The sequence below is a fragment of the Aureispira sp. CCB-E genome (assembly GCF_031326345.1).
Lineage (GTDB): Bacteria > Bacteroidota > Bacteroidia > Chitinophagales > Saprospiraceae > Aureispira.
This window is the reverse complement of the sequence record NZ_CP133671.1, coordinates 1,270,676-1,294,479: the sequence shown is the minus strand read 5'-3', so window position 1 is coordinate 1,294,479 and position 23,804 is coordinate 1,270,676. Positions and strand designations below refer to the sequence as shown.

Below are 23,804 nucleotides of genomic sequence, written 5' to 3'. Positions count from 1 at the left end.
CATCACAAGATAAATCTATTTTTAGTAATTAGGAAGCAGCACCTTTATTTCATCTATACTGCCCTTACGCATTTTTTTAGCCTCCAAGTAATACAAAAAAGTTTCTAACGATGTTTTTTGAGGAATATAACCAAACTCTTCCTTCAACTTTCTATTATCTAGAACGGGTCGATACTGAATGAATAAAATCTGATCGGGACCATACTTCGTCCAGCCCAATCGACGCCCCATCTTCAATCCCAACCTTAACCAACGGGCAGGAATTGCCCAATAGGGCTTGCCTAAAATTTTTGCTAAATCAGCATTTGTAATAGCTCCATCACCCGCTAAATTATAAATACCCGTTTGAGTAGAAAAAACAGCTTTGTGCATACAAGTTGCTACATCCTCATCCCATACGAAGACATAAGGACTAAGGTGGTTCTTGATCCCCAATATTCGTTTCTTATCAAAAAGATTGGTAATCAAATTTTGAGTACTTGCGCCCAAAATCGTACAAACCCTAAATACGACCTGCTCAAAATTGGGGTGTCGCTGTCTATATTCTGCTAACATTGCTTCTACTTGCCTTTTGTGAGCAGAATAGGCAAAAATTTCATTGCCTCGAAGGGGATCACTTTCTTTTAGCCAACTAGGATTATCGGCATGATAACCATATGCCGCACCACTCGAACTAATAACAATTCGTTGAGCACCAACTTTTAGGCAAGCATCTAAAATATTTTGAGTTCCCAAAACATCTACTTCGTATTGAAATGCTCTAGAACTAGCTTGAGAATCAATAATTGCAGCCAAGTGAATAACACTAGTAATCTTTGTTGTCGCCAAATGTTTCCAGAGGTCTTTGTCCCTAATATCTGCTTGAATATACACAACACCTTTCAACCGTTGTTTAGGATTAGCTTCTTTGACATCCATTGCAACCAATGCCTCTATGTTCCCCTTCTTTAAATCACTGTGAAGACGCTTTAATACAATCTGACCTAGATAGCCCAAAGCCCCTGTGATAAGTATTCGCTGCATCTTATTCTTATTTAGTTTGTTTGATTTAATCTAGTTAATGCGTCCAATTCCTTCCTCGATTTTCTTTGCCAATACCATGCTAGCGTCAAGCCTGAAATCATATGCCATACACCCCACCATGCTACAATAATTCCCATTCCTCCAAGATGCTCAAAATATTGAAAAAACAAAATTAGCCCCAAACCAGAATTTTGAATACCAACTTCTAACGATACTGTTTTACTATCATCGTGACTTAATCCTGCACCTTTAGCGCCCCAATACCCCAATGTCAACGCCAAGCTATTCTGTATAAAAACAACAATAGCAAATGTTCCAATATAGTTGATAAAGGTTTCAAAATTAGCCAATAAAGCGCCAATGATTAGAACGACAAAAAATAGAATAGAAAAATACTTCATTGGCTTTTTGATACGGCTTGCCAACTCTTTTTTATAATGAGCGATGAGCATTCCCACCGTTAACGGGATGCCCAGCAACAATGTAATGGTCATTAACATATCCAACGGATCAATAGACAATTCTGATAACAACGTATGGGTACTTGGAAGTAAGGCACCCCAAAAAGAAAAATTAAACGGAGTCATTATCAAAGCTGCTATGGTAGAAATAGCAGACATGCTTACAGATAGAGCTGTATTGCCTTTTGCTAAATGTGTAAAGAAATTAGACATATTTCCTCCAGGGCAAGCTGCCAGCAGTAACATCCCCAAAGCCACACTTGGATAGAAGATTGTTGGAGCAAATTGACTCGTTCCCCATATCATTAAAAACGTTAGTGCAGGAAAAGCGACAAACTGCAAACTCAAACCGATTAACACTGCTTTGGGATTCTTTAGAACACGTTTAAAATCGATCACCTTAATATCAAGTGCCACTCCAAATATAATAAAACCCAAAACGAGTTTTAATATAAATTGTGTGTTGTCATCAAAGGTTATTTGTACGCTATCAATCCCCATACATTCTTAATTTCTATCCTTTTTGTAATGCTTTTGTTTCTTTATTCACCAAATTTCTATAGGTATCTTTGTGGACATAAAAAGACATCCGTTCTAATTTTAAATAGTTGTACCCTCCACTCAAATCGGGCTGTTTGCCACGCTTCTTCTTTTTAAACGCCAAAGCTTTAGAACTTTTCTCTTCCATTCCTTTGATATAATGTGCCATTAGACGAGCTTGCTCATAACGCCCTTCCCACCCCAAACCTGTTGCTTCGATCATTCCTAACACAAACAAATTATCATACTCTGGATGAAAAATCTTAAGGTAAAGTTCTGGTGCCATTCCCGACCAGTTAAGGTGTTTTTTATCAATAAAAGGATAATGCAACTTATAACCTGTTGCCAACACAATTAAATCATATTGCTCCGAATGCCCATCTTTAAAATAAACCTCCTTGTTCTTCATATAATCAATATCCTTCTGCACCTTTACATCCCCTTGACCAATGTGATGCAAAATCAAGGTATTCACGACAGGATGAGATTCATACATCTTATAAGTTGGTTTTGGAAACCCAAATCGTTCAGGATCTCCTGTAAACCACTTTAGCAATTTATTATCAAACGATTGTTTTAACCGACGAGGAAGCTTGATTTTTCCTCCAATCGTATCCGAAGGTTTTCCAAACACATATTTAGGGACAAAATAATACCCTCTACGTACACTAATATCTATCTTATCTGCGTAATGTACCGCATCTACTACGATATCGCAACCACTATTACCCGCCCCAATGACCAACACATTTTTTCCTTTGAATATAGAAGCTTTTTTATAAGCTGCCGAATGCATCATTTCTCCCGTGTAGTTGCCCTTAAATGTTGGGACATTCGGCTCAGACAAAGTTCCATTGGCCAAGATAACGCCTTTGTATTGGTACGTCTTGCTTCCCCATTCAGGATTGCTCAATGTGATCGCCCATTGCGCTCCATTTTTTTCTACTCGCTCTACTTTAGTATGAAAATAATAATGATCGTATAGTTTAAAATGGGTAGCATAGTCTATAAAATACTGACGCATTAATTGATGACTCGGATAATCAGGTGTACCTTCTGGCATGGGGAAATCTAAAAACTGAGTGGTTGTTTTAGACGAAATCAAATGCGCAGATTCATACATGGTACTTCGTGGGTTGGTAATATTCCACAAGCCTCCAAAATCATTGCCCATTTCAAAACCATCAAAAGCAATTCCTAACTCCTTTAAAGCCTTTGCACCAGACAAGCCTGCTGGTCCCCCTCCTATAATAGCATATTTTTCTTCTGTTTGCTGTGGGTATGCTGATCGTTTTTTAGAATTTCCCATTGTTGGTTGATTTTTGTATGGTCAATAGTATGAATGCCGACTATACAAATTACGGTTAAAACGATTGCTTTTTCATCCGTATACTGTATCAACAATAAGCTCAAATTACATTTCTAAATTACCCAATTCAGAGCTAGAGTTCTTATATTAAGCACTAAATCAAGCATAAAATATAGCTTACCTCCCAAACCACCAACCAAGTCCATTCACTATTAAATGGCTATACTAAATAACTACAACATTATTTCAAAATTCTTAAAGGTGCATAAGCTTTATACAATCCATAGGAATAGCTTAAGTTACTCCAATAGATTACTATAAATAAAAACTTACATTTCTAACTTTTAATACAATGGTTTGCTTGAATTATTTTTGTCCAATCCATCAATCCACCTTTTTCTTCTATTTCCCATGCTAATTCTAATAATTGGCGATCATCGCCCAATTTCCCAGCCAACTGCACTCCCAAAGGCAAGCCGTTTTTACATTGCCCCATTGGCAAAGAAATGGCAGGGGCTCCTGTTACATTCTGAAACGTTGTATAATTTACATATTGGCTCAGTTTTTCTATACTAGCAAAGAAATTGTTCTCTGGGCTAAAATACCCAATCTCAGGTACAGGATGGGACAAGACAGGACTCAGCAAGACATCGTATTGATCATATAGACTATTATAATAATTCGTAAATTTTTTCAAACGTTTAATACTCTTAGCAGTGCTAAACATCACTTTAGGATAAACCTTTGCCATTTGAGTTGTAAAAACCTCCAATTTCGAATTATTAAAACCTATTCCATAAGAAACCTTTCCAAATCGATACAACATATAGGTAATAAAACTCCAATAAGCCAAAAAATCAATTTTGGTTTCTTGTGTAAATGGATTTGAAATTAACTCTACTTGATGCCCCAAACTTTCACAAAATCTTCCTGCCGATAAAGTAACATCATCGACTTCTGGATGGCTTTTGATTTGGGTTGGTGTTTCTGTAAAGACACCTATTTTTAATCGCTTTTGAAGCGGGCGATCAATCCAGCCAATCTTAGGCAATTGAGGATTGGCATAATAGGTTTCAGCTGCTGCATAGTAATTAGCAGAGTCTCGAACTGTTCTAGAAACAATTCCTTGACAAACAATATCAATAGGCAACATAGAAGTAGGCGATTCCATATCTCGCCCTCTACTTGGTTTTAGCCCAACAAGCCCACAACAAGCAGCAGGAATTCGAATAGAGCCGCCACCATCTGCGGCATGTGCAAACGGTACTATTCCCGATGCAACTAAAGCTCCTGCTCCTCCAGACGAACCTCCTGTCGAATAATTTAAGTGGATTGGATTAAGTGTTGTTCCTTGCTGTAAGGTTTCTACTGCTGGCAAAAGCCCAAATTCCGAAGTACTTGATTTACCTAAAACAACACATCCAGTAGATAATACCTGTTGAGTATTTTTTTCATTTTTTTTCTGAGGTACCGCAGGTACTCCCAAAGAGCCATGTAAGGTTGGTAAACCTTCTACATGTGTCAAATCTTTGATAAAAGTAGGCACTCCTTTAAAATAAGCATCCTTCTCTTCTTTTTGAACAACAGGCTTTTCAAAACAATCCGTTACAATTGCATTGAGCGTTGGATTTAGTGCTTGGGCACGTTCTATAGCACAATGAACCGCTTCTTTAGAACTAATGGCACCTTTCTTAATTTGCTCGGCTATTTCTGTAGCATCCATTGTTCCTAAAATACCAATATCAAAAGCATGCATTTTCTGTTTCATAAAATTGTTTTGTTGTTGTTGAGTGGAGATGATTACATCTTAAACATGTCTATTTAAGTACTTGCCCCTATTGAACCAATAGAATTAACGATTAATATAGGTAGAGACTCTTTATACCTATGCCATCTAGTCAAAACAATCTATTAAATTACCATCACTATTCTATCAAATAATTCAATTTAATCAAAAAATCAAAATTTTATTCTAAAAAATGAACAATATTGTTTTTTTAGTGTTAAAATAGTAGTTGGTCTTCTAAGCGATACCTTCTCAATAATTTCTATCTAAATTATTGTCTCTCTCTACTAGAACTTCCTTTCTTCAGTTGACGGTATCCCTTGCTGGTAATCTAAATTTTGCTTATCCCACTAAACATCATTGATGAACTATACCAAACATCAATACTACGTTGATTTGCTTTGTTACTCCCTATGGTACGATTGCGTGACTTCAACGAACTATTGACGAAATATAGTTCAAGCATTTTATTCAATTTGTCTTTTATCAATGATAAGATGACTGACACATTCTTTAATTAAAAAACATAATTATGAAATTTCTATTATCAATAGCCATATTAATATTCACGTTTAACTCGGTCTTTGCCATAGATGCACCTACTCAAGAAGATAAAATGGTAGCTGTTATTCTTATAATGGACGACGGAGAGGATGATCAACAAGTTGTGGCAACTCTATACACCTCTTTAATGGCAGCTGAAAAAGTTGCTAAGGTATTAGACATCGAAATGCAGGCAGAAGACGAAGTCAACGATGATGTATTCGTTTTTGCATTAAAATCAGAGGAACAAAAAAATCTGACCATGAAGATGTTTGATGAAGAAGGGTATCAACTGGCTGCCAATCGTAATATACAAGTCCAAGACGGCAACAATTATAATGCGTTAAATGTAAAAACGCTAGAGGACGGAACCTATCAATTTATATTAATGGATGAAAATGGTGCAGAAAAGAAAAAAACAATAACTATTAATCGAAATAAATAGTTGCTACATCATGTAGCAAATTAATGTGCTATATCTATAATCAATAGATTAATCTATTGTCTTCTAGAAGCGCTACACCTCAATGGTGTAGCGCTTTTTTTTGGTTTTAATTAAAATTATTATTATATTATAATACCTGAACCGTTTCTATTTTTTTGTTCAAAAATGAAAACAAATTCTAAAAAAACAAAACATATAAAAAACAGTAATCCAAAGATTTAAAAACATGGTCTATTTTTTTCGCCTCTAAGTTTAGCCAAACTTAGTATCGCGCGCCACATTTGCTATCATAATTAAATGGGAAACAATGCTACATAAAAACATCCTACTATCATTCTTATTTTTATTCATTACGTTTCAATACAGCTTCTCTCAAAGTCACGTTTCTCAGTACTTGCACCAAATACTAGCAACAGAGCAAGATCCTGAAACCCCTCCTTCTACTATGTATTTAAAACTCCATACATCAAGAGTTGAAATTCAACAAATGAAGGGAACACGCTTGATGGTAACAGGAAAAGTTTTGCTGGGTATTCCAAATGTTTTTTTTCTAGACGTTTTAATTGAAAAAGGACGCTACGAATTATTTCTTTCTGCGGATGGTGGAAGCGGTCTCCGTTTGGAGGACAAATCTAGGCAACCAATGATACTTCAAGGCGAACAATGTAGAGAAGAAGTTTCTTATGTTATTTATATTCCTGAAACAGTAACAACCGTTGCTTTTGAAGATGCCGTTACAGGAGAGACAAGGGTACTTCCTATCAAGAAAAGAGAACAACCGCTTGCTTCTTCGGCACCTCCAGCTAGTGCTGCTCCTCAAGTTTTCATAAAAGATAAATAAAGAATAAGCCGTATGTTGCACAATGATACATACGGCTTATTTATCTTTATTCCTATTTTATCAATTAGTATTAGCTACGCTCGTGCGATCACAAAATTATTCATATTAGCTTGATAATTAATAAAATTCAGCTACACTACTATTGATCAATCATTGCACTATTTTTAAAAATCGGAGCCTATTGACAAATATAAAATAGGATTTTGAACTTGTCCTGTTTCTACTCCCCAAGCATAATCCAAGCGGAAATAATGCCCTAGTAAAACCGTTCTAATTCCAAATCCATAACCAAACAAAATTGGTCGTCTAAAATAATTCACGGTCACCTTTACAGGAGAAATCGACCCAGGACCATTATTGTCAATGACAGTTGTGTTTAATGGATTGTCTGTAGAAAATGGCGAAGCTCCTTGCCATGCAGTTCCTACGTCAAAAAACGCAACTAATTGTAAGCTCCTTAACATAGCATTTCTTGGCGGATTTTTTGAGATATAATCTATAATTGGAATACGCATTTCAACATTTCCAAGTGCATACGAACTACCATTTCTAGCATTATTATTAAAACCTCTCATATTGGCTCCTAATGTCTGCAAGCCATAACTACCAGCTTCTGGCAATGTAACTGTTGTACTAGTTGTTGGGAACATCCAATTTTCAACTCCACCTAAAGAGTATAAGATTTTTTGTTGACCAAACGAACTTGCTGCTGCCAAACGAAATGCAAAGATAGTTTTGTTGTCAAAAGTTAAATAATGTCTAGCGTCAAATCCTATCGCTGTCGTCAAACCACCTTCAAAACCGACCTTGAATTCATCTTGAGTTTGAACTGAAAAAGGCTTGTAAAAATCTAAATAACCTTTAAACTTCGTTCCTTTTCTAGCGTTCAAGCGCAATTCTAAAGTGTTATCAAATACATACTCTAATCTCAATCCCAGTCTATTTTCATGATAAACAGGAACTTGAAGACTATTTAACTCTTCAGCTAAGATAGCCACTTTATCCAATTGCAAACTAAAAATGCCTCGCAAGCTTTGAAATTTAGACAAAGGATACTTCAATTCTGTCTGCAACAAATGCTTTACAGTACGCCCTCTAGCCTCTATGGAAACATTAGTAACCGTATCTACGACTACATAGTTATATATGCGTCCACGTCTATAAAAGGAATAGCGTTGATCAATTAATCCTTTTTTATTTTCTACATTAATAAAATATTCCATGCCATTAAAATCAAATGGCACTCGAAGACCGAGCTCTAAATAGAAGTTCTCAAAAACATCTACAAATCCAGTTTTAAGAGCAAAGCTTAAAGGTTGGAATTGATAATAGTTTCCTAAATACATATCCATACCATTGTACAATGGAGTATTATCCATCTGAAACGTCACCTTATCTACCCGAAACAAGCTCTTATATTTATTAGCATGGGTTTCGTTCCAAGCCACCACTTTTGTCTCTGAGTTTGTCAAGACAGTTTTAGTTTTTTTCTTATTATTGGGGGTAGCCCTGATATCTTCACCATCCTCTACTAAAATCGTTGGAGTAACATTTTTATCTTCTTCTTTGTCAACTCTAGGCTCTTCAACATCTTCAAATTCGCTTTGGAATTCGTAATTGTCAATATCAATCTTGCCCGTATCTACTGGTGGGTTCGTATCCTTTAGCACAGGACTAGGTTCCTCCAGTTCTAATTGCTTTGGCAAAACGGTCTCTTTGGGTTGTTTGGTAGACTTTTTAAACGCAACCGTACTTTTTTCCCCTTTATACAAACCACTCATTTTTTCTATGATATGGCGGTAAACTGTTTTTTGAACATCTTCCATCTTGCGTTCGGGCTTGGCATCGCGAACAAATACTTGGTAAGCCCCATCTCTATAAATCAGATCGGCTATTTTGCTAGCACTACCATCGTGTTCTAAGATGTTTCTACTATAATCTGTATTTGCCTGCCCTACTCCCGTCAACGTATATATTGGACGAATATAGGTACTGTCAACAGGCAAATGGCTATAAACAGTATCCAATGCTACTACCAGCTCTGTTCCATCTTCTAAGATCAGTACACGCTCTTCTCTCAGTAATACGGTATCAATCTTGGCTACATATCGGTTGTAAAAACCATTCTCGTCACTTAAATAGGTAAAATGGTCGCCTTTTCCCATTGCAATAGGATGCGTTTCATTTGCCAAAGGTGTTCGTGTCAACTGAATTAAATCCTTAGACTTTGTTTCTAAATTATAAAAATACAGATCAAAATTATTCGGAGGCAATTGGTCTGTAAACCGCATAGAATTGATTCGAGCTGATGTACGATTAGAAGAAAATACAATCCCTTTTTGTCCTCTCAAAGTAATAATCGCCAACTCCTTTTCGTCCCAAAAATCATTTGTAATTGCCTTTGGAAGCCCTCCATTGTACATATACAAATCAGAATGTCCCCCTTGAATTGCTGTGAATACTAGACTAGAACTACTTAGTACATCAAAATCAATGATTCGCTCAATGCCTTCTATGGGTCGATCTTTTGCTGACTTTTTATTAATTGGCTGGTATCGGATTTTTATTTTATCTCTTTTTTCATGAATAATAATAACCTTATCACTTGTCTTCGACCATGCAATTAATGGATAATTAGATTCATAATCGCCAGAATAATCTCGTTCTCCTTGTTTAAATAAAACTGTTTTTTCTTCCGTTTTTAAATCATAAACAATTACTTTTCGTACGCCCTGATTGTGCTCTGTATACGCTATATAGTTTGAATTAGGACTAATCTTTAGATTTTTAACAATCCCCTTAGGAGGAATATCCAAAGCCACCTGTCCTTTATTGGGAAATCGACGCTGCTTGTTATCTGCATTATAACGCTCACTATAATAATTAAACCAGTCAGCTCCTACTACTTGATAATACGTCTTGCCAAAAACATATAAAAATCCATTTTCTACACTTCTATTGATTCTTGTCAAATACAATAAATTAGAAACGGTTGACTTGCTATGCTCTTGCGACACAAAATGAAATAGAGATTGACCAGCCAATAAAGGTTCTTTTTTTGCTAGCTCTACAAAGTTTTCATATTTACCACTCAACAACACATCTCTCAGCTTGTTATCCATTTCTGTATTCCAATCCTCTGTTGCATGAGCAATAGCTCCTTTAACAAACCACTGAGGAAGGTTCATCAACACAGAATTTTGTACCATTTCTTGAATGTTGGTTCCCACTAATATTTTACCCAACAAAACCTCCGCAAGCCCCTTTCGAATTTGTTGACGCAAATCTGCATGACTTCCATTAAAATAGACTTGAACTTTAGGAGTAATAATTTTTGTTGTTCCACCTTGATTCACAGTATATCTTTTCACTCCAATATTACTTTGGAGGTAATCACTATAGTCGCTATAAATAATAATTTCAATTCGTTTTTTTAATTGATGCTCAAACATTCTAGATAACTCTATGTAATCTAGTTCTGCTACAGGCAAAACATACTGAGCCAACTTCTTGTCATTTTCGGCATACGACAATTGAAAATTAGTAGACTCGTATCGAAACCACTTTTTTTGCTCGTATTGAAGTCTGTTATGACCAAAGTCGGTACTAACTACCTGACTTTTTGCTGTTGACAAAAAAATCATGGCCAAAAATAAGGCACGAAATCCCGTGATAAGATAATTGCGTTGTTGAATCATAGTTATAAGTCAAGCAATTCTTTTGAAGTGATTGTTCTTCTAAGAATTTTTTATCAAAAAAAATAGAAAACGAATAAGCTTATGACTGTACCAATCGAACGAACTAAGCTTACTTTATTATGAGATAGAACGAACCTAACATGGCTCTTACTCCCCAGTACATCTCTCCTTGTTATTTTCTGCTTTTTATGACAGGAAATTAGACGATTTTCTATACTCCATTGAGGTATTATATTAATAATAACGTATTTTTGTAGTTTGAGGTTAAATTGAGAACATATTTTTTACAAAAATCTGCCTCTAAATTTTTTATTTGTACTAATAAATGAATCACAAAAATAAAACCAGTTCGTTTCTTACGCACAAAATTGTTTGAACAATAATTGGTTCCAAACTTTATTGATTGATATAATTACGTTTTAATGACATCTTTCTGAAGATAGATATTTGACCCAATACTTTATTTCAATCTATCAATGGATCAATTAGATTGGATTTGTTATACCTACAAAAATAGTTTATAAGGCTGTTTACAAAGCAGACTCCGTTTTTTCTCATGCACTTATTAAAAACATAACAATATAATTTATATGGCACAGGTTCATTTTTTTACATTTAGCCCCTTTGCAGAAAACACATACCTTATTTATGATGAGACTAAGGAATGTATCCTTATTGATCCAGGATGTTATACAGAAGACGAGCGCAATACACTGAGTTCTTTTATTCAAGAAAATAACCTTACTCCAGTTCGTTTAATCAACACACATTGTCATTTAGATCACGTTTTTGGCAACCGTTACGTAGCAGAGAAGTACCAACTTCCTTTAGAAATTCATGAAGGAGAATTGCCTGTTCTAGAATCGGTTCCTGTAGTTTCTCAGATGTACGGTATTCCGAATGTACAACAATCTCCTGATCCTGACCCAGAGAGATTTATCCAAGAGGGCGATACCATTACATTTGGCAATACGACGCTACATGTTTTGTTCACTCCTGGGCATTCTCCCGCCTCCGTTTCTTTTTATTGCAAAGAAGATAACTTTATCATTGGTGGAGATGTTTTATTTCAAGGTAGCATTGGACGAACTGATTTGCCAGGAGGTAATATGGACACCTTAATGAACAGTATTTTTAAGCACTTCTTGACCTTACCAGATAATACAACTGTTTACTCTGGTCATGGAAGCCCAACTACCGTTGGAGCAGAAAAGAAGCATAATCCTTTTATTTTGCAATATGCGAAATAGATTGTAGTAGATTAAAGTAGTAGTTAATAGTAGTTAGCTACGCTCATGAGGGCGCAAGCTTAGTTTTTTACTTTTTCACCAAAAAGACAAAAAAGCAACGAACTATTGAGTTAACTATGCTGCTAACTATTGTCAAAGAATAGAAATTATAAAATAAGAATAAACATGGCAAGAACAGAACTTAGCGATTTAGGAGAATTTGGATTGATAGAATTCTTGACCAAAGACGTCAACCTAAAAAACAAATCATCCATACGAGGTATTGGCGACGATGCCGCTATTGTCGATCATGGAACTCAAAAAACAGTTATTTCTACAGACTTGTTGGTAGAAAATATCCACTTTGACTTGGTGTACACACCGCTCAAGCACTTGGGATACAAAGCTGTCGTTGTAAATTTATCGGATATTTATGCAATGAATGCCCGACCGACACAAATTACAGTTTCTTTAGCAATTTCCAATCGTTTTTCCGTAGAAGCGGTGCATGAAATCTACAAAGGTATTCATGCGGCTTGTGAATTGTATGGTGTGGATTTAATTGGAGGAGACACCACCTCTTCCGTCCAAGGACTAACCATTAGTATTACCGCATTGGGAGTAGCCGATGAAGACAAATTGGTTTATCGAGATACGGCTCAAGTTGGTGATTTGGTTTGTGTAACAGGCTTTTTAGGAGGTGCTTATGTTGGTTTGCAATTATTGGAGCGAGAAAAACAAATTTATTTGGAAAATCCTAATATGCAACCAGACTTGGAGAATAAAGATTATATCGTTGGGCGTTTGTTGAAACCAGAGGCTCGAAAAGACATTTTTGAATTTTTCGAAAAAGCTAACTTGCTACCAACCTCCATGATTGATATCTCTGATGGTTTATCTTCTGACTTGTTGCATATTTGTCGCATGTCTGATGTTGGTGCTTTTATAGAGGAAAAAAGTTTGCCCATTGCACAAGAAACCTCTGTCAAAGCAATTGATTTCAAACTGCCTCCTACAACTTGTGCTTTGCATGGTGGCGAGGACTACGAGCTTCTTTTTACAATCAAACCTGAGGATGCTGAAAAGATTCGATATAATATGGACATTCGCATCATTGGAGAAATTACAAAACCTGAAGATGGCATCAATCTACATACATCAGGTGGAAGCATTAAGGAATTGATTGCTCAAGGATGGCGCCATCATTAGAGTAGTTTTTTAACAAAACCAACAAAAATATGTGTATATTTCATGTGACCAGCAACACGAATTCTTTTAAAGAATTCTTGGAGCAACACCCAGAATTACCTGTTTACCAATCGCATGAGAAAGGGGACAAACCTAAAATAGCCGCTCAAGACTCTATTCATACCGACTATGGATTTTCTTGCGAAGTTAGCGACCGTTCTTGGGATGATATGGAGGGACAAATTGTTGATATGATTAGTTTCTTAGAAGTCTATACTCCTTACTTGGTCAAATTGGGTCAGAGTCATCAAATTGACGACTGGCGCTTTGATCTTCCTTACGAATGCGAGTTAGAAGAAACAAAATTTACCCAGTGCAACTATTTACCCCCAAAACTAATTCGTTTAGCGGGTGCGCTCAATATTGGCATTGAACTATCTCTATATTGGCCCAGCAATGACAACATAGATGATATAGATGTAGAAGAAGAAGTTTCGGCTAACTCAAATACAGATGATTAAGTAATTTCATTCAAAATAAAGACAGCAAATAAGGTAGTTTCACTTTGTTTGCTGTTTTTTCTTTCACAACTCCACTTCGCATGACAAAGCTCTCTTCTGAAGAAATTTCAAAAATTCCTGATTTATTGCTTAGTTTGGATGATAATAACCAAAATATTGCACTTCAACTATTAGAATTACATCCTTATGCCATTCCTAAGCTGTTAATTCCTATCGAAGTTTTCCTTGCCTTTTATCCTGAATCCCAACTTATCAACCTTGTACAACAAGTACTTCCCAGCTTTCAATTAGAAAAATCGCCTATTTATCTACTTCATTTGATTCTAAATAATGGCGATTACACTCATACGGATAAGAATCTATTCAAACGATTTGCCATTAACGAACTTAATTATAGACCATGGCTGCTTAAAACCCCCGCTAGAGCAGCTGTCTATGCAGAAGTTGGTACTATTTTTTGTCAACATAGCGATTTATTTGAAAAAGGACTACAATATTACGAATTGGCGATTAACAACGGTGCCAAAACTAGCCATATTATGCTCTGTTATTTAGCTTCCTTACAAGAAAAATATACTGCTAACTCAACATTAGAAATACACAAAACACAAATTATTACTCATTATAATCAAATTTATCAGGAACAGCCGCATCAAGATATTCTTTACAATTTAGCCTCTTTTTATCAACACGATTTGAATGATAAATTAGCTGCAATAGAAACATGGAAACGCTGCATTCAGCTTTACCCTAAGTTTAATCGTGCTATTTTTGCATTGGCTCATTTTCTGTTTGAAGAAAACAAATGGGAAGAAGCCAAAAATTTCGCTTTGAAGAGTTTACACCTTACCCTATCTAGTGTTTATTATAATTTAGATGAAACATATTATCTATTAGGAGCTATTGAATGGAAAGGCTTTCAGAACTTGCCAGCAGCAGAGACTTACTTTGAAAAAGCATTGGAAGAAAATGAATTTTACTACCAACCTCTACAAGCACTGATGGAATTATCCTTAGAAAATGAGGAGTATACGAAAGCCATTCGATGGCACAAACTTGCCTTACAAGAAAGCCCTTTTGATATTCCATTAATGCTACAAATAGCTGAATTATACCTTGAAGTTTATGATTTGGAACAAGCAAGACTGTACTATTCTGAAATATTGGAACTCAATGCTGCTTATCCGCCCGCTTTAGAAGGTTTGAAAAAAATAGAACAATTATGATTTCTGAGTCATAACCCTCAACTGATAGAAACCTAGTTATTCTAAATGCCTTACTCTCCTTCTTTTTTGATAAAATCTGAATTTAAAGGTGGATTTGGGGGGTTATTTTCTATTGCTTTATACTCAATTAATGATGTGGTGATTAGAACCAGCATTGGGCTTAAAACTAGATTTACTAATATAAAAAGAATGGGTGTTAAAACAATTTCACCAAAATCACTTCCAAAAATAAATCGGAAGCTCTCCATCAGACCATAAACAAAAAAGGACTGAAACTCTTGAATTAATGCAAACAAGATAATCGCTAAGAAAAATGCTTCTACCATCAGTTCAAAAAAAGGAATATTTTTATCCATTAACTGCCTGATTACAAACAACAAAATCAAGGCGACAGAAAAATTGCCCACAATTTCAACAAATCCTCCTACAGACATAAAAAAAGTATAACTTCCTAATGTATTTTGGTAGGCAAATAATACAAAACAACCGACAACAATTAATCCTCCCAACAACAAAAAGACGCCCATATTTTGAGCTAATGTTTGCCAAAACTTCAAATTACTACGATGGTCTCTTTTTAAGGTTGCTACACATGGTAAGCTAAGTAGCAGTAAATAAGCATAGATATAATGTATGTTATCCAGCTCTGTCAATGTAATTAAAATATGCATATCAAAGAGATAAATTCCTCCTACAATCGACACACCTAAAAATAAACACAGTAATCCAAAGCTAATATAAAAGGCACTGTTTCCAATGTAACTGTCTTTATAGTTATCAACGACCTCCCTAAAGACATAATTAAGCTTCTTGTTCATTCTTAAAATAAATTAGGGTTTGAGAATAAAAAATACCAATCAATGTCAACCAAAGAAAGCTGTATAACAAAATACTTATAAAACCTAACAAAGCATTTATATTGACAACCTCTGCAAAAACGGCAATAATAACGGCTAGTACCGTGCGAATAATTCTGCCAACATACCTCCCAATACTAGGAAGAACAATCGCTCCAACAACAATCCCAATCCATTTCCCATTTGCTTGCCAAAACTGTTCAAATGAAAGCCCTAACCATTTTAGGTACAATAACAACAATAATAAATAGGGTACCATTCCTAAAATCCAGTAATAAGTATACCCTACCAATATTAGTACATCGTACAAGAAGTTGCCAATGAGGTTACCAATTATTTGTATAACAATAAGTAATACAACCATCTGAAAATAACGAATGCGGACACTTTTCTCTATATATTGTAATACTTCTGTTAAACGCCCTTGTTTATGTTCTATTGGTACATCTAGTACATTATCCATACTAGGAGTACTATTCCTTGTACCTGTTTTTGGCAACCCTGTATGATGCCAATACACGCCTAAAAAGAAACTATTTAAAATCGTTAATTCATAAAAAAAACTTCGAGTCATGCCCAACAAGTAGATAATTACACTGTTCTCATTGTCAGAAAAATCTAGTATATCAACATCAACAATAGACTTGAAGCTATAATAATTATTAACATCAAACGCTAATAGCAATACACATTCATGTAAAAAGAAACTTTCTAATAAAGTGACTAAAATAATTTTTGCAATCAAACTTCTCGATTCTACAAGTGCTGCTTTCCAATGTTGAGTTGTTTTATTAAATCCTATTTTTAGGGCTGTTTTCATGTATTACTATTAATTTAGTAGTTAGCTACGCTGCTACTTCGTGGTCGTTAATTAGCTCCCTACGGTCGTGAACTCGCATAGCTCGGTTCGCTGCTACTGCGTGGTTTCAACGAACTATTGTTAATTATAACGTTATGATTTTCCTAACCTTTAAATTTTCATGGCATTAATTTCCTTATCGAACAGCTTAATAAGCCTATTTCAAGACTACTTTTTGCATCATTCTTGTTCCTCCGCCTGCCACCTGTATGTGGTAAACCCCTGATGTCAAATCAGAAAGGTTTAATTTATAATTTCCACCAATCACATTTTCATCCCATAGCTGCCCTACTTCTTGTCCTAAAGCATTGTACACCGTAATAACAAGAGCTGCTTGTTTGGGCAACTGGACATCAACATTTAATTGACCTGTTGTTGGATTGGGATATATATTTAGGTTGCCTTTAGTTTGGTTTAAGGTTGTTACGTTTAGTCCAGGCGTATTCGTAATGTTAATATCATCTACGTACAAATTATTTTCATAATCGCAAACATGCTCAAATTGAATTTGAACATTAGAGGCATTCTTATAAACCGACAAATCAATGGTTTCCTTCCTCCAATCTCCAGTCGTTGGAACAAATTCCGAGGCTTGCAGATTGGCAACAGTTGCTAAAGCAGTGCCTGCTTTTTCATAGATTTTCGTCCAAGTCTGCCCACAGTCATCAGAAGCCCAAAGACGCAAAGTATCACTAAAACCAGAGGCAGAATACAAGGCATAGGCTAATTCAAACGTCATGGTTACCGTAGATGAATTGCTCATATTAAGAGCAGGCAGTGAAATCCAATCCTTTTCACCATTGGCAGGATAATCCCAATTATCCATAAACATAGAAGCACCTCCTGTTTTTGATGCCACTGTTGTTCGTGCCCAAGTAACATCATTATCAGGGTTAGATGCGCTCCAACCTACAGCAGGAAAAGTAGCTCCTTCAAAACCTTCTGAAAACGGTAAGGCTAGTCCTCCAACAGAGACCGTAAAAGGCGTTGAGTTTTGGTCGTTATTCGAGTCTCCATCTGCATTGCCATTGGGCAAGGAAGTCCAAACGGTTATCATATGAGCACCATTTGTTACTGTTTGTTGTGGCAACTGAACCAAAGCCGTTTGTGTTGTTGGCAAATTTCCTGTCCAGTTTTGAGTCATCACCATGCCCCCATCAATTTGGTAGTTAATTACAGCAGAAGTCAAGGGAGATGCTCCATAATTTTTAATGGTCACCTCTGGTACAAAAGAATTCGTACACATTGCTCCACTAGGATGGTTAATGGCATAAATTCCAGCATCATGGCTAGCAATAACACAAGCTTGTGATGTCAATAAGCCAGGTCGAGCAACAGCAATAGCAGCTCTCATCCTAGTTTTTTGTCCAGCAGTAAACGAATTCATACAATTGTCATTCACATAATCCATAAAGTTCATAAACATATCAGCAGATCCACAAGACGTAGCAGGGTGTGTGGGGCAACCACTGTATGCTTGATCTTGCAAAGGAGTATCGGTCACTCCATCATCTTGATTGCAGCCTCCATTTCCTGGTCCCCAAACATGTTGCAAATTCAACCAATGTCCTACTTCATGAGTAGTTGTTCGACCTCCATTATAAGGTGCTGTTGCTCCTGTTTTACCAAAATATTGATATCCAATAACAACTCCATCGGCACCATTAGGTGCACTTCCGGGCGTGTACGTGAATCCCAAAACTCCACCGCCAAGTTCGCAAACCCATATATTTAAGTATTTATTGGGGTCCCATATATCGATCCCTCCTGCCGCTGTGGAGTAATAAGCACTACCATTGCCAATATTATTAACAGACGTTTGAGTTCGTGTAATCCCTGTTGTTGCATTATTGTTAGGATCTTTGGTCGCTAGACAAAACTCAATCTCTGTATCGGCGACAACCCCAGCAAAGGTAGTAGGAACATTACTTGCATCGGCGTTTGTCCTTCTATAATCTTCATTCAAAACCTGCAATTGTTCATAAACTCGTTGGTCTGAAATATTCTGTGCCGCTGTTCGGTATACGATGTGTACCACAACAGGAATAGTATAAACAGGTGGTGCATTTCTCCCTTTAAATGCAAGCTTTTCTTGCTCTATGTAGCGATTGATTCTTGCTTCTGTCACAGCCTTTCGTTTTCTAAGAACAGCATTTTTTTGAATAGCTTCTGCTACTTTTTCATTGGTAAAACAACGAGTAACTTTCTTAGACTCTGCTGCCAAAGTAGCAACAACATCGTTTGGCTGCCCCCACAATGAGAACGTCTGTAGGAATAGAATGCAAATAACTGGGAATAACTTTTCCATAAAATGCTCTGTTTAACAGTCGATAAGTAATTAATAAATGGTGGTCTATATATGGTTATTTTTTACAAAATAAGCTTTTTCATTCCAATAGCCTTTCTTTATCAAGCATTTTTTGACTTTAATACATTCTAAAAAGCTATTTTTTGTTCAAAAAAAAAGGTTGCTACCAATTGGCAACAACCTTTAATTTTTATTTTATTAGATTCTTTTTAACCTACCAATTCAGTTACTTTATCAGCAGCCTCTTGTAGAGTTACAGCAGAATGTACATCCAGCCCAGAATCGTCGATTAATTGCTTAGCGATTTCTGCATTAGTTCCTTGTAAACGTACAATGATTGGAACATTGATATCACCAATATTTTGGTAAGCATCAACAACACCTTGTGCCACACGGTCACAACGAACAATTCCACCAAAAATATTAATCAAAATTGCCTTTACATTTTCGTCTTTCAAAATGATACGGAAAGCAGTTTCAACACGCTTTGCATCAGCAGTACCTCCTACATCTAGGAAGTTAGCAGGCTCGCCACCACATAATTTGATAATATCCATCGTAGACATTGCCAAACCAGCACCATTTACCATACAACCTACGTTTCCATCCAACTTAATAAAGCTTAAGCCATGTTCTTTAGCTTCTACCTCAGCAGGATCTTCTTCGTGTACATCACGTAGAGCCGCCAAGTCTGGATGACGGAACAATGCATTTTCATCTAGAGAAGCCTTAGAGTCAGCAGCAACAATTTTGTTATCTGAAGTTTTCAAACAAGGATTGATTTCTACCAAAGAAGCATCAGCTCCTACAAAAGCTTTATATGTTGCCGCAACAAATTTTGTCATTGCTTTGAATGCATCTCCTTCAAGACCTAAATTGCTTGCAATATTACGTGTTTGGTACGCTTGCAAACCTAAATGAGGGTGAATATATTCTTTATGTACCAAATGTGGCGTTTCTTCTGCTACTTTCTCGATATCCATACCACCTTCCGTAGAATATACGATTACATTACATTTACGCTCTCTGTCCATCAAGATAGAATAGTAAAATTCGTTCACATCCATGTTACCATCCGCATCTGGATAATAAACATCCTCTGTAATTAGAATCTTGCGAACCAATTTACCCTCACCATCCATTCCACCAGGAGTTTGAGGTGTTTTTAACATCATACCTAAGATATTACCAGCATGTGTTTTTAATTCGTCCATGTTTTTGGCCAACTTAACTCCACCGCCTTTTCCGCGTCCTCCAGCGTGGATTTGCGCTTTAACAACACACCAACTAGTGCCTGTTTCTTCTTTTAATTTAGCAAATGCAGTTTCGATATCGTCTAGATTTTCAACGACAACACCGCGTTGGATAGGCACGCCATAACTAGCTAATAGTTCTTTGGCTTGATATTCATGCAGATTCATTGTGTAATGATTGAATGTTATTATAATAATGTTTCAATTGCTCAAATCTAAAAGTTTTTCTAAGCTTATTCAAATTAGTATAAAGGTTTTTCTAAGAATACTCTATTCATTTTTATTTTTTGGTCATTTATATCCACCTTTCTTTAATTTAAAGCTCTAGCAATCAAACTTCAATCTACTTTTGTTCCATCTTTTTCCTTTTGCATTCAACATTTCTACGATTTATGAATGTCATTGCATTGAATATAAAAAGCCAGCAGTACAAAATATATTTTCAGGATTATACTTGCTGCTGGCTATACGAATAGAATCATTTAAAAATGATTCTAACTAAATTTTAAAGGTCACTACGCTTCAAAATTTAGAAGCAAATTACACATCTTTAATTTTGGAGTTAAAAGCAAGTGCTTTTATTCCTCAATAATTGATCACTATCTATTCAGTAGTTCAAAGATAGCCTAGCTATTTTACTTTGGTCTTAACAAAAGATAACGCTGCTCTACTTTTTAGAGATTGTCAAGAAAAAAGCAGTTTGTATGGAACGATTCCTTAATATCAGGCTCAAAATTTGGAGAAAAATAGGAATAAAGCTAACTTTCATATTAGTCATTCGTAAAATGAATAGAAAGTCATTTACAAATTTTGTACAATACATTCTTTTACAAAAAACATCCTTTAATTAATAGGCATAATTAAACAAATGCTCTAATAGTTGAAGATGCTCAACATGGTTTTAGCAGGCTATTGCCATTTTATCAAGCAAAAAAAATACTTTATTAAAAAAAGTAATTCGTTGATTGTTTCATAAACAGCTCTGTGGTTTTATTAAAACAAGCCCATTCAGCTATCAATTTAGTTAGATGCAACTGTTGCTGTGTGGTATTTTAGAAGTGTTGCACAATTGATAATTCAAAGCTTAATATGAATCAAACAAAACTAACTTATTTACCAACGGCGCAGCACTCAAGTAGTAGCAACCTAACTAACCAAAAGCAAAGCGCTTACGAAGTAAACGAGTAAGATTCCTCAACGAACTATTCTAAAATAGACAACAGGAGTAATATATACATGGAGACAAATTTTAATATAAAATTCCCCTACGAAGAAGACATTACCCAAGAAGAAGACAAACAAATTCATCTAGCTTATCGAAAGATGTGCCGTTCTATTCGAACGCCATTAAATGAAGAACACAAAGCTTCTATCAAAAAAGCATACCTATTGGCTCGTCTCGCTCATTCTCAGCAGCGCAGAAAATCAGGCGAGTTGTACATTTTTCATCCCATTGAGGTAGCACGAATTTGTGCGGCGGAGTTAGGGCTAGGTCCAACATCCATCAAAGCAGCACTCTTGCACGATGTTGTTGAGGACACGCCTGTTAGTTTGGAAGATCTAGCCAGTGAATTTGGCGAAAATATAGCCATGATTGTTGATGGATTAACAAAGTTTAGCAGCTTGGCAAATGTCAGTGAAGAAAATATACATAGTCCACAAGCCGAAAATTTCAAAAAAATCTTGTTGACCATCTCAAAAGATGTTCGGGTTGTTTTGATCAAAATGGCTGATCGACTACACAATATGCGTACATTAGGTTCCATGCCTCAACACAAACAGCTAAAAATAGCTTCCGAAACATCCTTCATTTATGCTCCTTTAGCACATCGACTGGGTTTTTATAATATAAAAAATGAGATGGAGGACCTTTGTTTAAAAATAAAAGAACCAGAGCATTATGAGTTTATCATTCAAAAATTGCAAGAAACAGCCAACGAGCGGGAGCAATATATCACACAATTTTTGAAACCGATAAAAAAAGCAATCAAGAAAAAACACAACATTCAGAATTTTAGAGTTTTTGGTAGAGCCAAGTCGGTCTCTTCTATTAGTAATAAACTAAAAACAAAACAGGTTCCTTTTGAAGAAATCTATGATTTGTTTGCCATTCGAATTATTGCTGATGTTCCTATTTCTGAAGAGAAATCAATTTGTTGGAGTATGTATTCTATTATAACAGATAGCTATACTCCCGTTCCTGAACGATTGAAAGATTGGATTTCAACACCAAAATCAAATGGTTACGAGTCCCTGCATACGACTGTAATGGGACCGCAAGGTCGTTTTGTAGAAGTGCAAATCCGAAGTGAAAGAATGGATGAGGTTGCCGAACGTGGTTATGCGGCACATTGGCGTTACAAAGGCATCAAACAACAAGAAAATATTTTCGAAAATTGGCTGAGTAAGGCAAGAGAAATGCTAGAAAATCCTGACAATGATGCCATCGACTTTTTAAATGATTTTAAATCAAGCCTCTTTGCCGAAGAGGTCTATGTTTTTACACCTCAAGGAGAAATGCGTTTCTTCCCCAAAGGGGCTACTGCTTTGGATTTTGCTTTTGATATCCACACTGAGGTTGGTTACCATTGTAAATCTATTAAGGTCTCACAACGTATTGTTCCTTTGAGTTACGAGCTAAAAAATGGTGATCAACTCTATATTATTACTAGTTCTACTCAAAAACCAACAGAGGATTGGCTCAAAATTGTCAAAACAGGAAAAGCTCGTTCTAAAATTCGACAAGCGCTCAAAGAAGAGAAACTAAAATGGGGCTCTTTGGGGAAAGAAACATTGGATCGAAAGTTCAAGTCCCTAAAATTAACAGAACACGTAGAGGACAACATTGATACTTTGGTCAAATACTTTGGAGCATCCAATCGTTTGGATTTATATTTTGGAATATATTCTGAACAATACAACCTGAACGAAATAAAGTTGTTAAAGTTAGAGAATGGTAAATTGTTTCCCGAAAAAGCAGAATCTGACGATAAAGCTAATTCTGAACAACAAACCAAAATAAAAACAAAGGTTCCTTTAAGGGCTCGACGAAATTTTAAGGGAACGCCCAAACTCTTGATTGACGGTCAAGATGCCAGTAATTTTGTCAATTCTTTGGCTACTTGTTGTAATCCTGTGTTGGGGGATGATATTTTTGCTTATGTAACGTCTAAACATGGTATTAAAATTCACCGCACGACTTGTCCCAATGCAGAGTATCTACAAGCTACTTTTGGTTATAGAATCAAACGTGCCGAATGGGTCGATACAGCCAATACATCGTTTATTGCAGAACTTCTAATTACGGGGATGGATGATATGGGCGTTGTTCAAAGTTTGTCTAGTATTATCACGGATAAACACAAACTAAATATGCGTGGATTTTCAATGAATGGAAAAGAAGGGCACTTTGAGGGCAAAGTTACTGTTGTAGTAAAAAATAAAGATCAATTAAACGAATTGATTATTGAATTAAAAAAGTTAAAACAAGTAAATACTGTCGCTAGAATTCAATAATACTGACATTTTGTCTATCTTAATCGCAAGTGGTATTGTTTTTTAGACAAGAATATGAAATACGCTTGAGCTATATAAACTAGATGCTCTACAAAAATATTTGTAAGGGCACAATTATCATTGTTTGAGTATTTGTCCAAAAGTTATCATACTAAAAACCTTTGTTCTAGAACATGGTTTCTTTTGAGCAATCACTTAAAT

At 35.8% G+C, this 23,804-nt stretch carries 16 protein-coding genes; 7 read left to right on the top strand and 9 right to left on the bottom strand.

The features are described 5' to 3' along the window. Positions 1-21: 21 nt before the first annotated feature. The 4 genes from QP953_RS04865 to QP953_RS04850 form a co-directional block, all read right to left on the bottom strand. Positions 22-1,023 (bottom strand): SDR family oxidoreductase, encoded by a 1,002-nt coding sequence (locus tag QP953_RS04865; RefSeq protein WP_309554139.1) that lies wholly within the window; start codon positions 1,021-1,023, stop codon positions 22-24. An 11-nt stretch (positions 1,024-1,034) separates the two neighbouring features. Next, a complete protein-coding gene (locus QP953_RS04860) occupies positions 1,035-1,985 on the bottom strand; it encodes a bile acid:sodium symporter family protein (RefSeq protein ID WP_052594624.1) in 951 nt (316 codons plus the stop codon). Positions 1,986-1,998: 13 nt separating this feature from the next. Beyond that, positions 1,999-3,333 (bottom strand): NAD(P)/FAD-dependent oxidoreductase, encoded by a 1,335-nt coding sequence (locus QP953_RS04855; RefSeq protein WP_052594625.1) that lies wholly within the window; start codon positions 3,331-3,333, stop codon positions 1,999-2,001. 337 nt (positions 3,334-3,670) lie between these two features. Beyond that, a complete protein-coding gene (locus QP953_RS04850) occupies positions 3,671-5,101 on the bottom strand; it encodes an amidase (RefSeq protein ID WP_309554137.1) in 1,431 nt (476 codons plus the stop codon). A 550-nt stretch (positions 5,102-5,651) separates the two neighbouring features. Here QP953_RS04850 and QP953_RS04845 point away from each other — a divergent pair. Both QP953_RS04845 and QP953_RS04840 read left to right on the top strand, forming a co-directional pair. Continuing rightward, positions 5,652-6,107: a T9SS C-terminal target domain-containing protein gene (locus QP953_RS04845; protein WP_309554136.1), complete on the top strand. Its 456-nt coding sequence runs from the start codon at positions 5,652-5,654 to the stop codon at positions 6,105-6,107. A 307-nt stretch (positions 6,108-6,414) separates the two neighbouring features. After that, on the top strand, positions 6,415-6,948 hold the full coding sequence (locus QP953_RS04840; protein ID WP_052594630.1) for a hypothetical protein: 534 nt from the start codon (positions 6,415-6,417) through the stop codon (positions 6,946-6,948). Between the two features lie 164 nt (positions 6,949-7,112). Here the strand turns inward: QP953_RS04840 and QP953_RS04835 are convergent, their stop codons facing one another. Next, positions 7,113-10,646, bottom strand: coding sequence for a hypothetical protein (locus QP953_RS04835; protein WP_309554135.1), 3,534 nt, complete (start codon positions 10,644-10,646; stop codon positions 7,113-7,115). 590 nt (positions 10,647-11,236) lie between these two features. Here QP953_RS04835 and QP953_RS04830 point away from each other — a divergent pair. The 4 genes from QP953_RS04830 (at position 11,237) to QP953_RS04815 (ending at position 14,810) form a co-directional block, all read left to right on the top strand. Further along, complete coding sequence (locus QP953_RS04830; protein ID WP_052594634.1) at positions 11,237-11,896, top strand: MBL fold metallo-hydrolase; 660 nt, start codon at positions 11,237-11,239, stop codon at positions 11,894-11,896. Positions 11,897-12,061: 165 nt separating this feature from the next. After that, complete coding sequence (thiL, locus tag QP953_RS04825) at positions 12,062-13,084, top strand: thiamine-phosphate kinase (protein ID WP_052594636.1); 1,023 nt, start codon at positions 12,062-12,064, stop codon at positions 13,082-13,084. 29 nt (positions 13,085-13,113) lie between these two features. After that, on the top strand, positions 13,114-13,584 hold the full coding sequence (locus tag QP953_RS04820) for a hypothetical protein (RefSeq protein ID WP_052594638.1): 471 nt from the start codon (positions 13,114-13,116) through the stop codon (positions 13,582-13,584). Positions 13,585-13,664: 80 nt separating this feature from the next. Further along, positions 13,665-14,810 carry a hypothetical protein gene (locus tag QP953_RS04815; RefSeq protein WP_309554134.1) on the top strand — a complete coding sequence of 382 codons (1,146 nt, stop codon included), beginning with the start codon at positions 13,665-13,667 and terminating at the stop codon, positions 14,808-14,810. Between the two features lie 50 nt (positions 14,811-14,860). On the opposite strand, the gene QP953_RS04810 is transcribed toward QP953_RS04815, so the two are convergent. The 4 genes from QP953_RS04810 to sucC all read right to left on the bottom strand — a co-directional run bounded on the left by QP953_RS04810 (position 14,861) and on the right by sucC (position 20,255). After that, entirely contained in the window at positions 14,861-15,628 is a 768-nt protein-coding gene (locus QP953_RS04810) for a hypothetical protein (protein WP_052594647.1), read from the bottom strand. Beyond that, the gene (locus QP953_RS04805) at positions 15,612-16,487 is read right to left on the bottom strand and encodes a hypothetical protein (protein ID WP_052594648.1); all 876 of its coding nucleotides are present in this window, start codon (positions 16,485-16,487) and stop codon (positions 15,612-15,614) included. Before QP953_RS04805 ends, QP953_RS04810 begins: the two co-directional genes overlap by 17 nt. A 196-nt stretch (positions 16,488-16,683) precedes the next feature. Beyond that, a complete protein-coding gene (locus tag QP953_RS04800) occupies positions 16,684-18,834 on the bottom strand; it encodes a M43 family zinc metalloprotease (RefSeq protein WP_309554133.1) in 2,151 nt (716 codons plus the stop codon). A gap of 209 nt (positions 18,835-19,043) precedes the next feature. Next, on the bottom strand, positions 19,044-20,255 hold the full coding sequence (gene sucC / locus QP953_RS04795; RefSeq protein ID WP_052594652.1) for an ADP-forming succinate--CoA ligase subunit beta: 1,212 nt from the start codon (positions 20,253-20,255) through the stop codon (positions 19,044-19,046). Positions 20,256-21,323: 1,068 nt separating this feature from the next. Between sucC and QP953_RS04790 the strand changes: the two genes are divergently transcribed. Beyond that, entirely contained in the window at positions 21,324-23,603 is a 2,280-nt protein-coding gene (locus QP953_RS04790) for a bifunctional (p)ppGpp synthetase/guanosine-3',5'-bis(diphosphate) 3'-pyrophosphohydrolase (protein WP_052594654.1), read from the top strand. The last annotated feature ends 201 nt before the right edge of the window (positions 23,604-23,804 follow it).

What these genes read in the sequence shown, in the direction of transcription:
- QP953_RS04865 (WP_309554139.1), bottom strand. Translation starts at nt 1,023, where the DNA reads ATGCAGCGAATACTTATCACAGGGGCTTTGGGCTATCTAGGTCAGATT.
- QP953_RS04860 (WP_052594624.1), bottom strand. Translation starts at nt 1,985, where the DNA reads ATGGGGATTGATAGCGTACAAATAACCTTTGATGACAACACACAATTT.
- QP953_RS04855 (WP_052594625.1), bottom strand. Translation starts at nt 3,333, where the DNA reads ATGGGAAATTCTAAAAAACGATCAGCATACCCACAGCAAACAGAAGAA.
- QP953_RS04850 (WP_309554137.1), bottom strand. Translation starts at nt 5,101, where the DNA reads ATGAAACAGAAAATGCATGCTTTTGATATTGGTATTTTAGGAACAATG.
- QP953_RS04845 (WP_309554136.1), top strand. Translation starts at nt 5,652, where the DNA reads ATGAAATTTCTATTATCAATAGCCATATTAATATTCACGTTTAACTCG.
- QP953_RS04840 (WP_052594630.1), top strand. Translation starts at nt 6,415, where the DNA reads ATGCTACATAAAAACATCCTACTATCATTCTTATTTTTATTCATTACG.
- QP953_RS04835 (WP_309554135.1), bottom strand. Translation starts at nt 10,646, where the DNA reads ATGATTCAACAACGCAATTATCTTATCACGGGATTTCGTGCCTTATTT.
- QP953_RS04830 (WP_052594634.1), top strand. Translation starts at nt 11,237, where the DNA reads ATGGCACAGGTTCATTTTTTTACATTTAGCCCCTTTGCAGAAAACACA.
- thiL (WP_052594636.1), top strand. Translation starts at nt 12,062, where the DNA reads ATGGCAAGAACAGAACTTAGCGATTTAGGAGAATTTGGATTGATAGAA.
- QP953_RS04820 (WP_052594638.1), top strand. Translation starts at nt 13,114, where the DNA reads ATGTGTATATTTCATGTGACCAGCAACACGAATTCTTTTAAAGAATTC.
- QP953_RS04815 (WP_309554134.1), top strand. Translation starts at nt 13,665, where the DNA reads ATGACAAAGCTCTCTTCTGAAGAAATTTCAAAAATTCCTGATTTATTG.
- QP953_RS04810 (WP_052594647.1), bottom strand. Translation starts at nt 15,628, where the DNA reads ATGAACAAGAAGCTTAATTATGTCTTTAGGGAGGTCGTTGATAACTAT.
- QP953_RS04805 (WP_052594648.1), bottom strand. Translation starts at nt 16,487, where the DNA reads ATGAAAACAGCCCTAAAAATAGGATTTAATAAAACAACTCAACATTGG.
- QP953_RS04800 (WP_309554133.1), bottom strand. Translation starts at nt 18,834, where the DNA reads ATGGAAAAGTTATTCCCAGTTATTTGCATTCTATTCCTACAGACGTTC.
- sucC (WP_052594652.1), bottom strand. Translation starts at nt 20,255, where the DNA reads ATGAATCTGCATGAATATCAAGCCAAAGAACTATTAGCTAGTTATGGC.
- QP953_RS04790 (WP_052594654.1), top strand. Translation starts at nt 21,324, where the DNA reads ATGGAGACAAATTTTAATATAAAATTCCCCTACGAAGAAGACATTACC.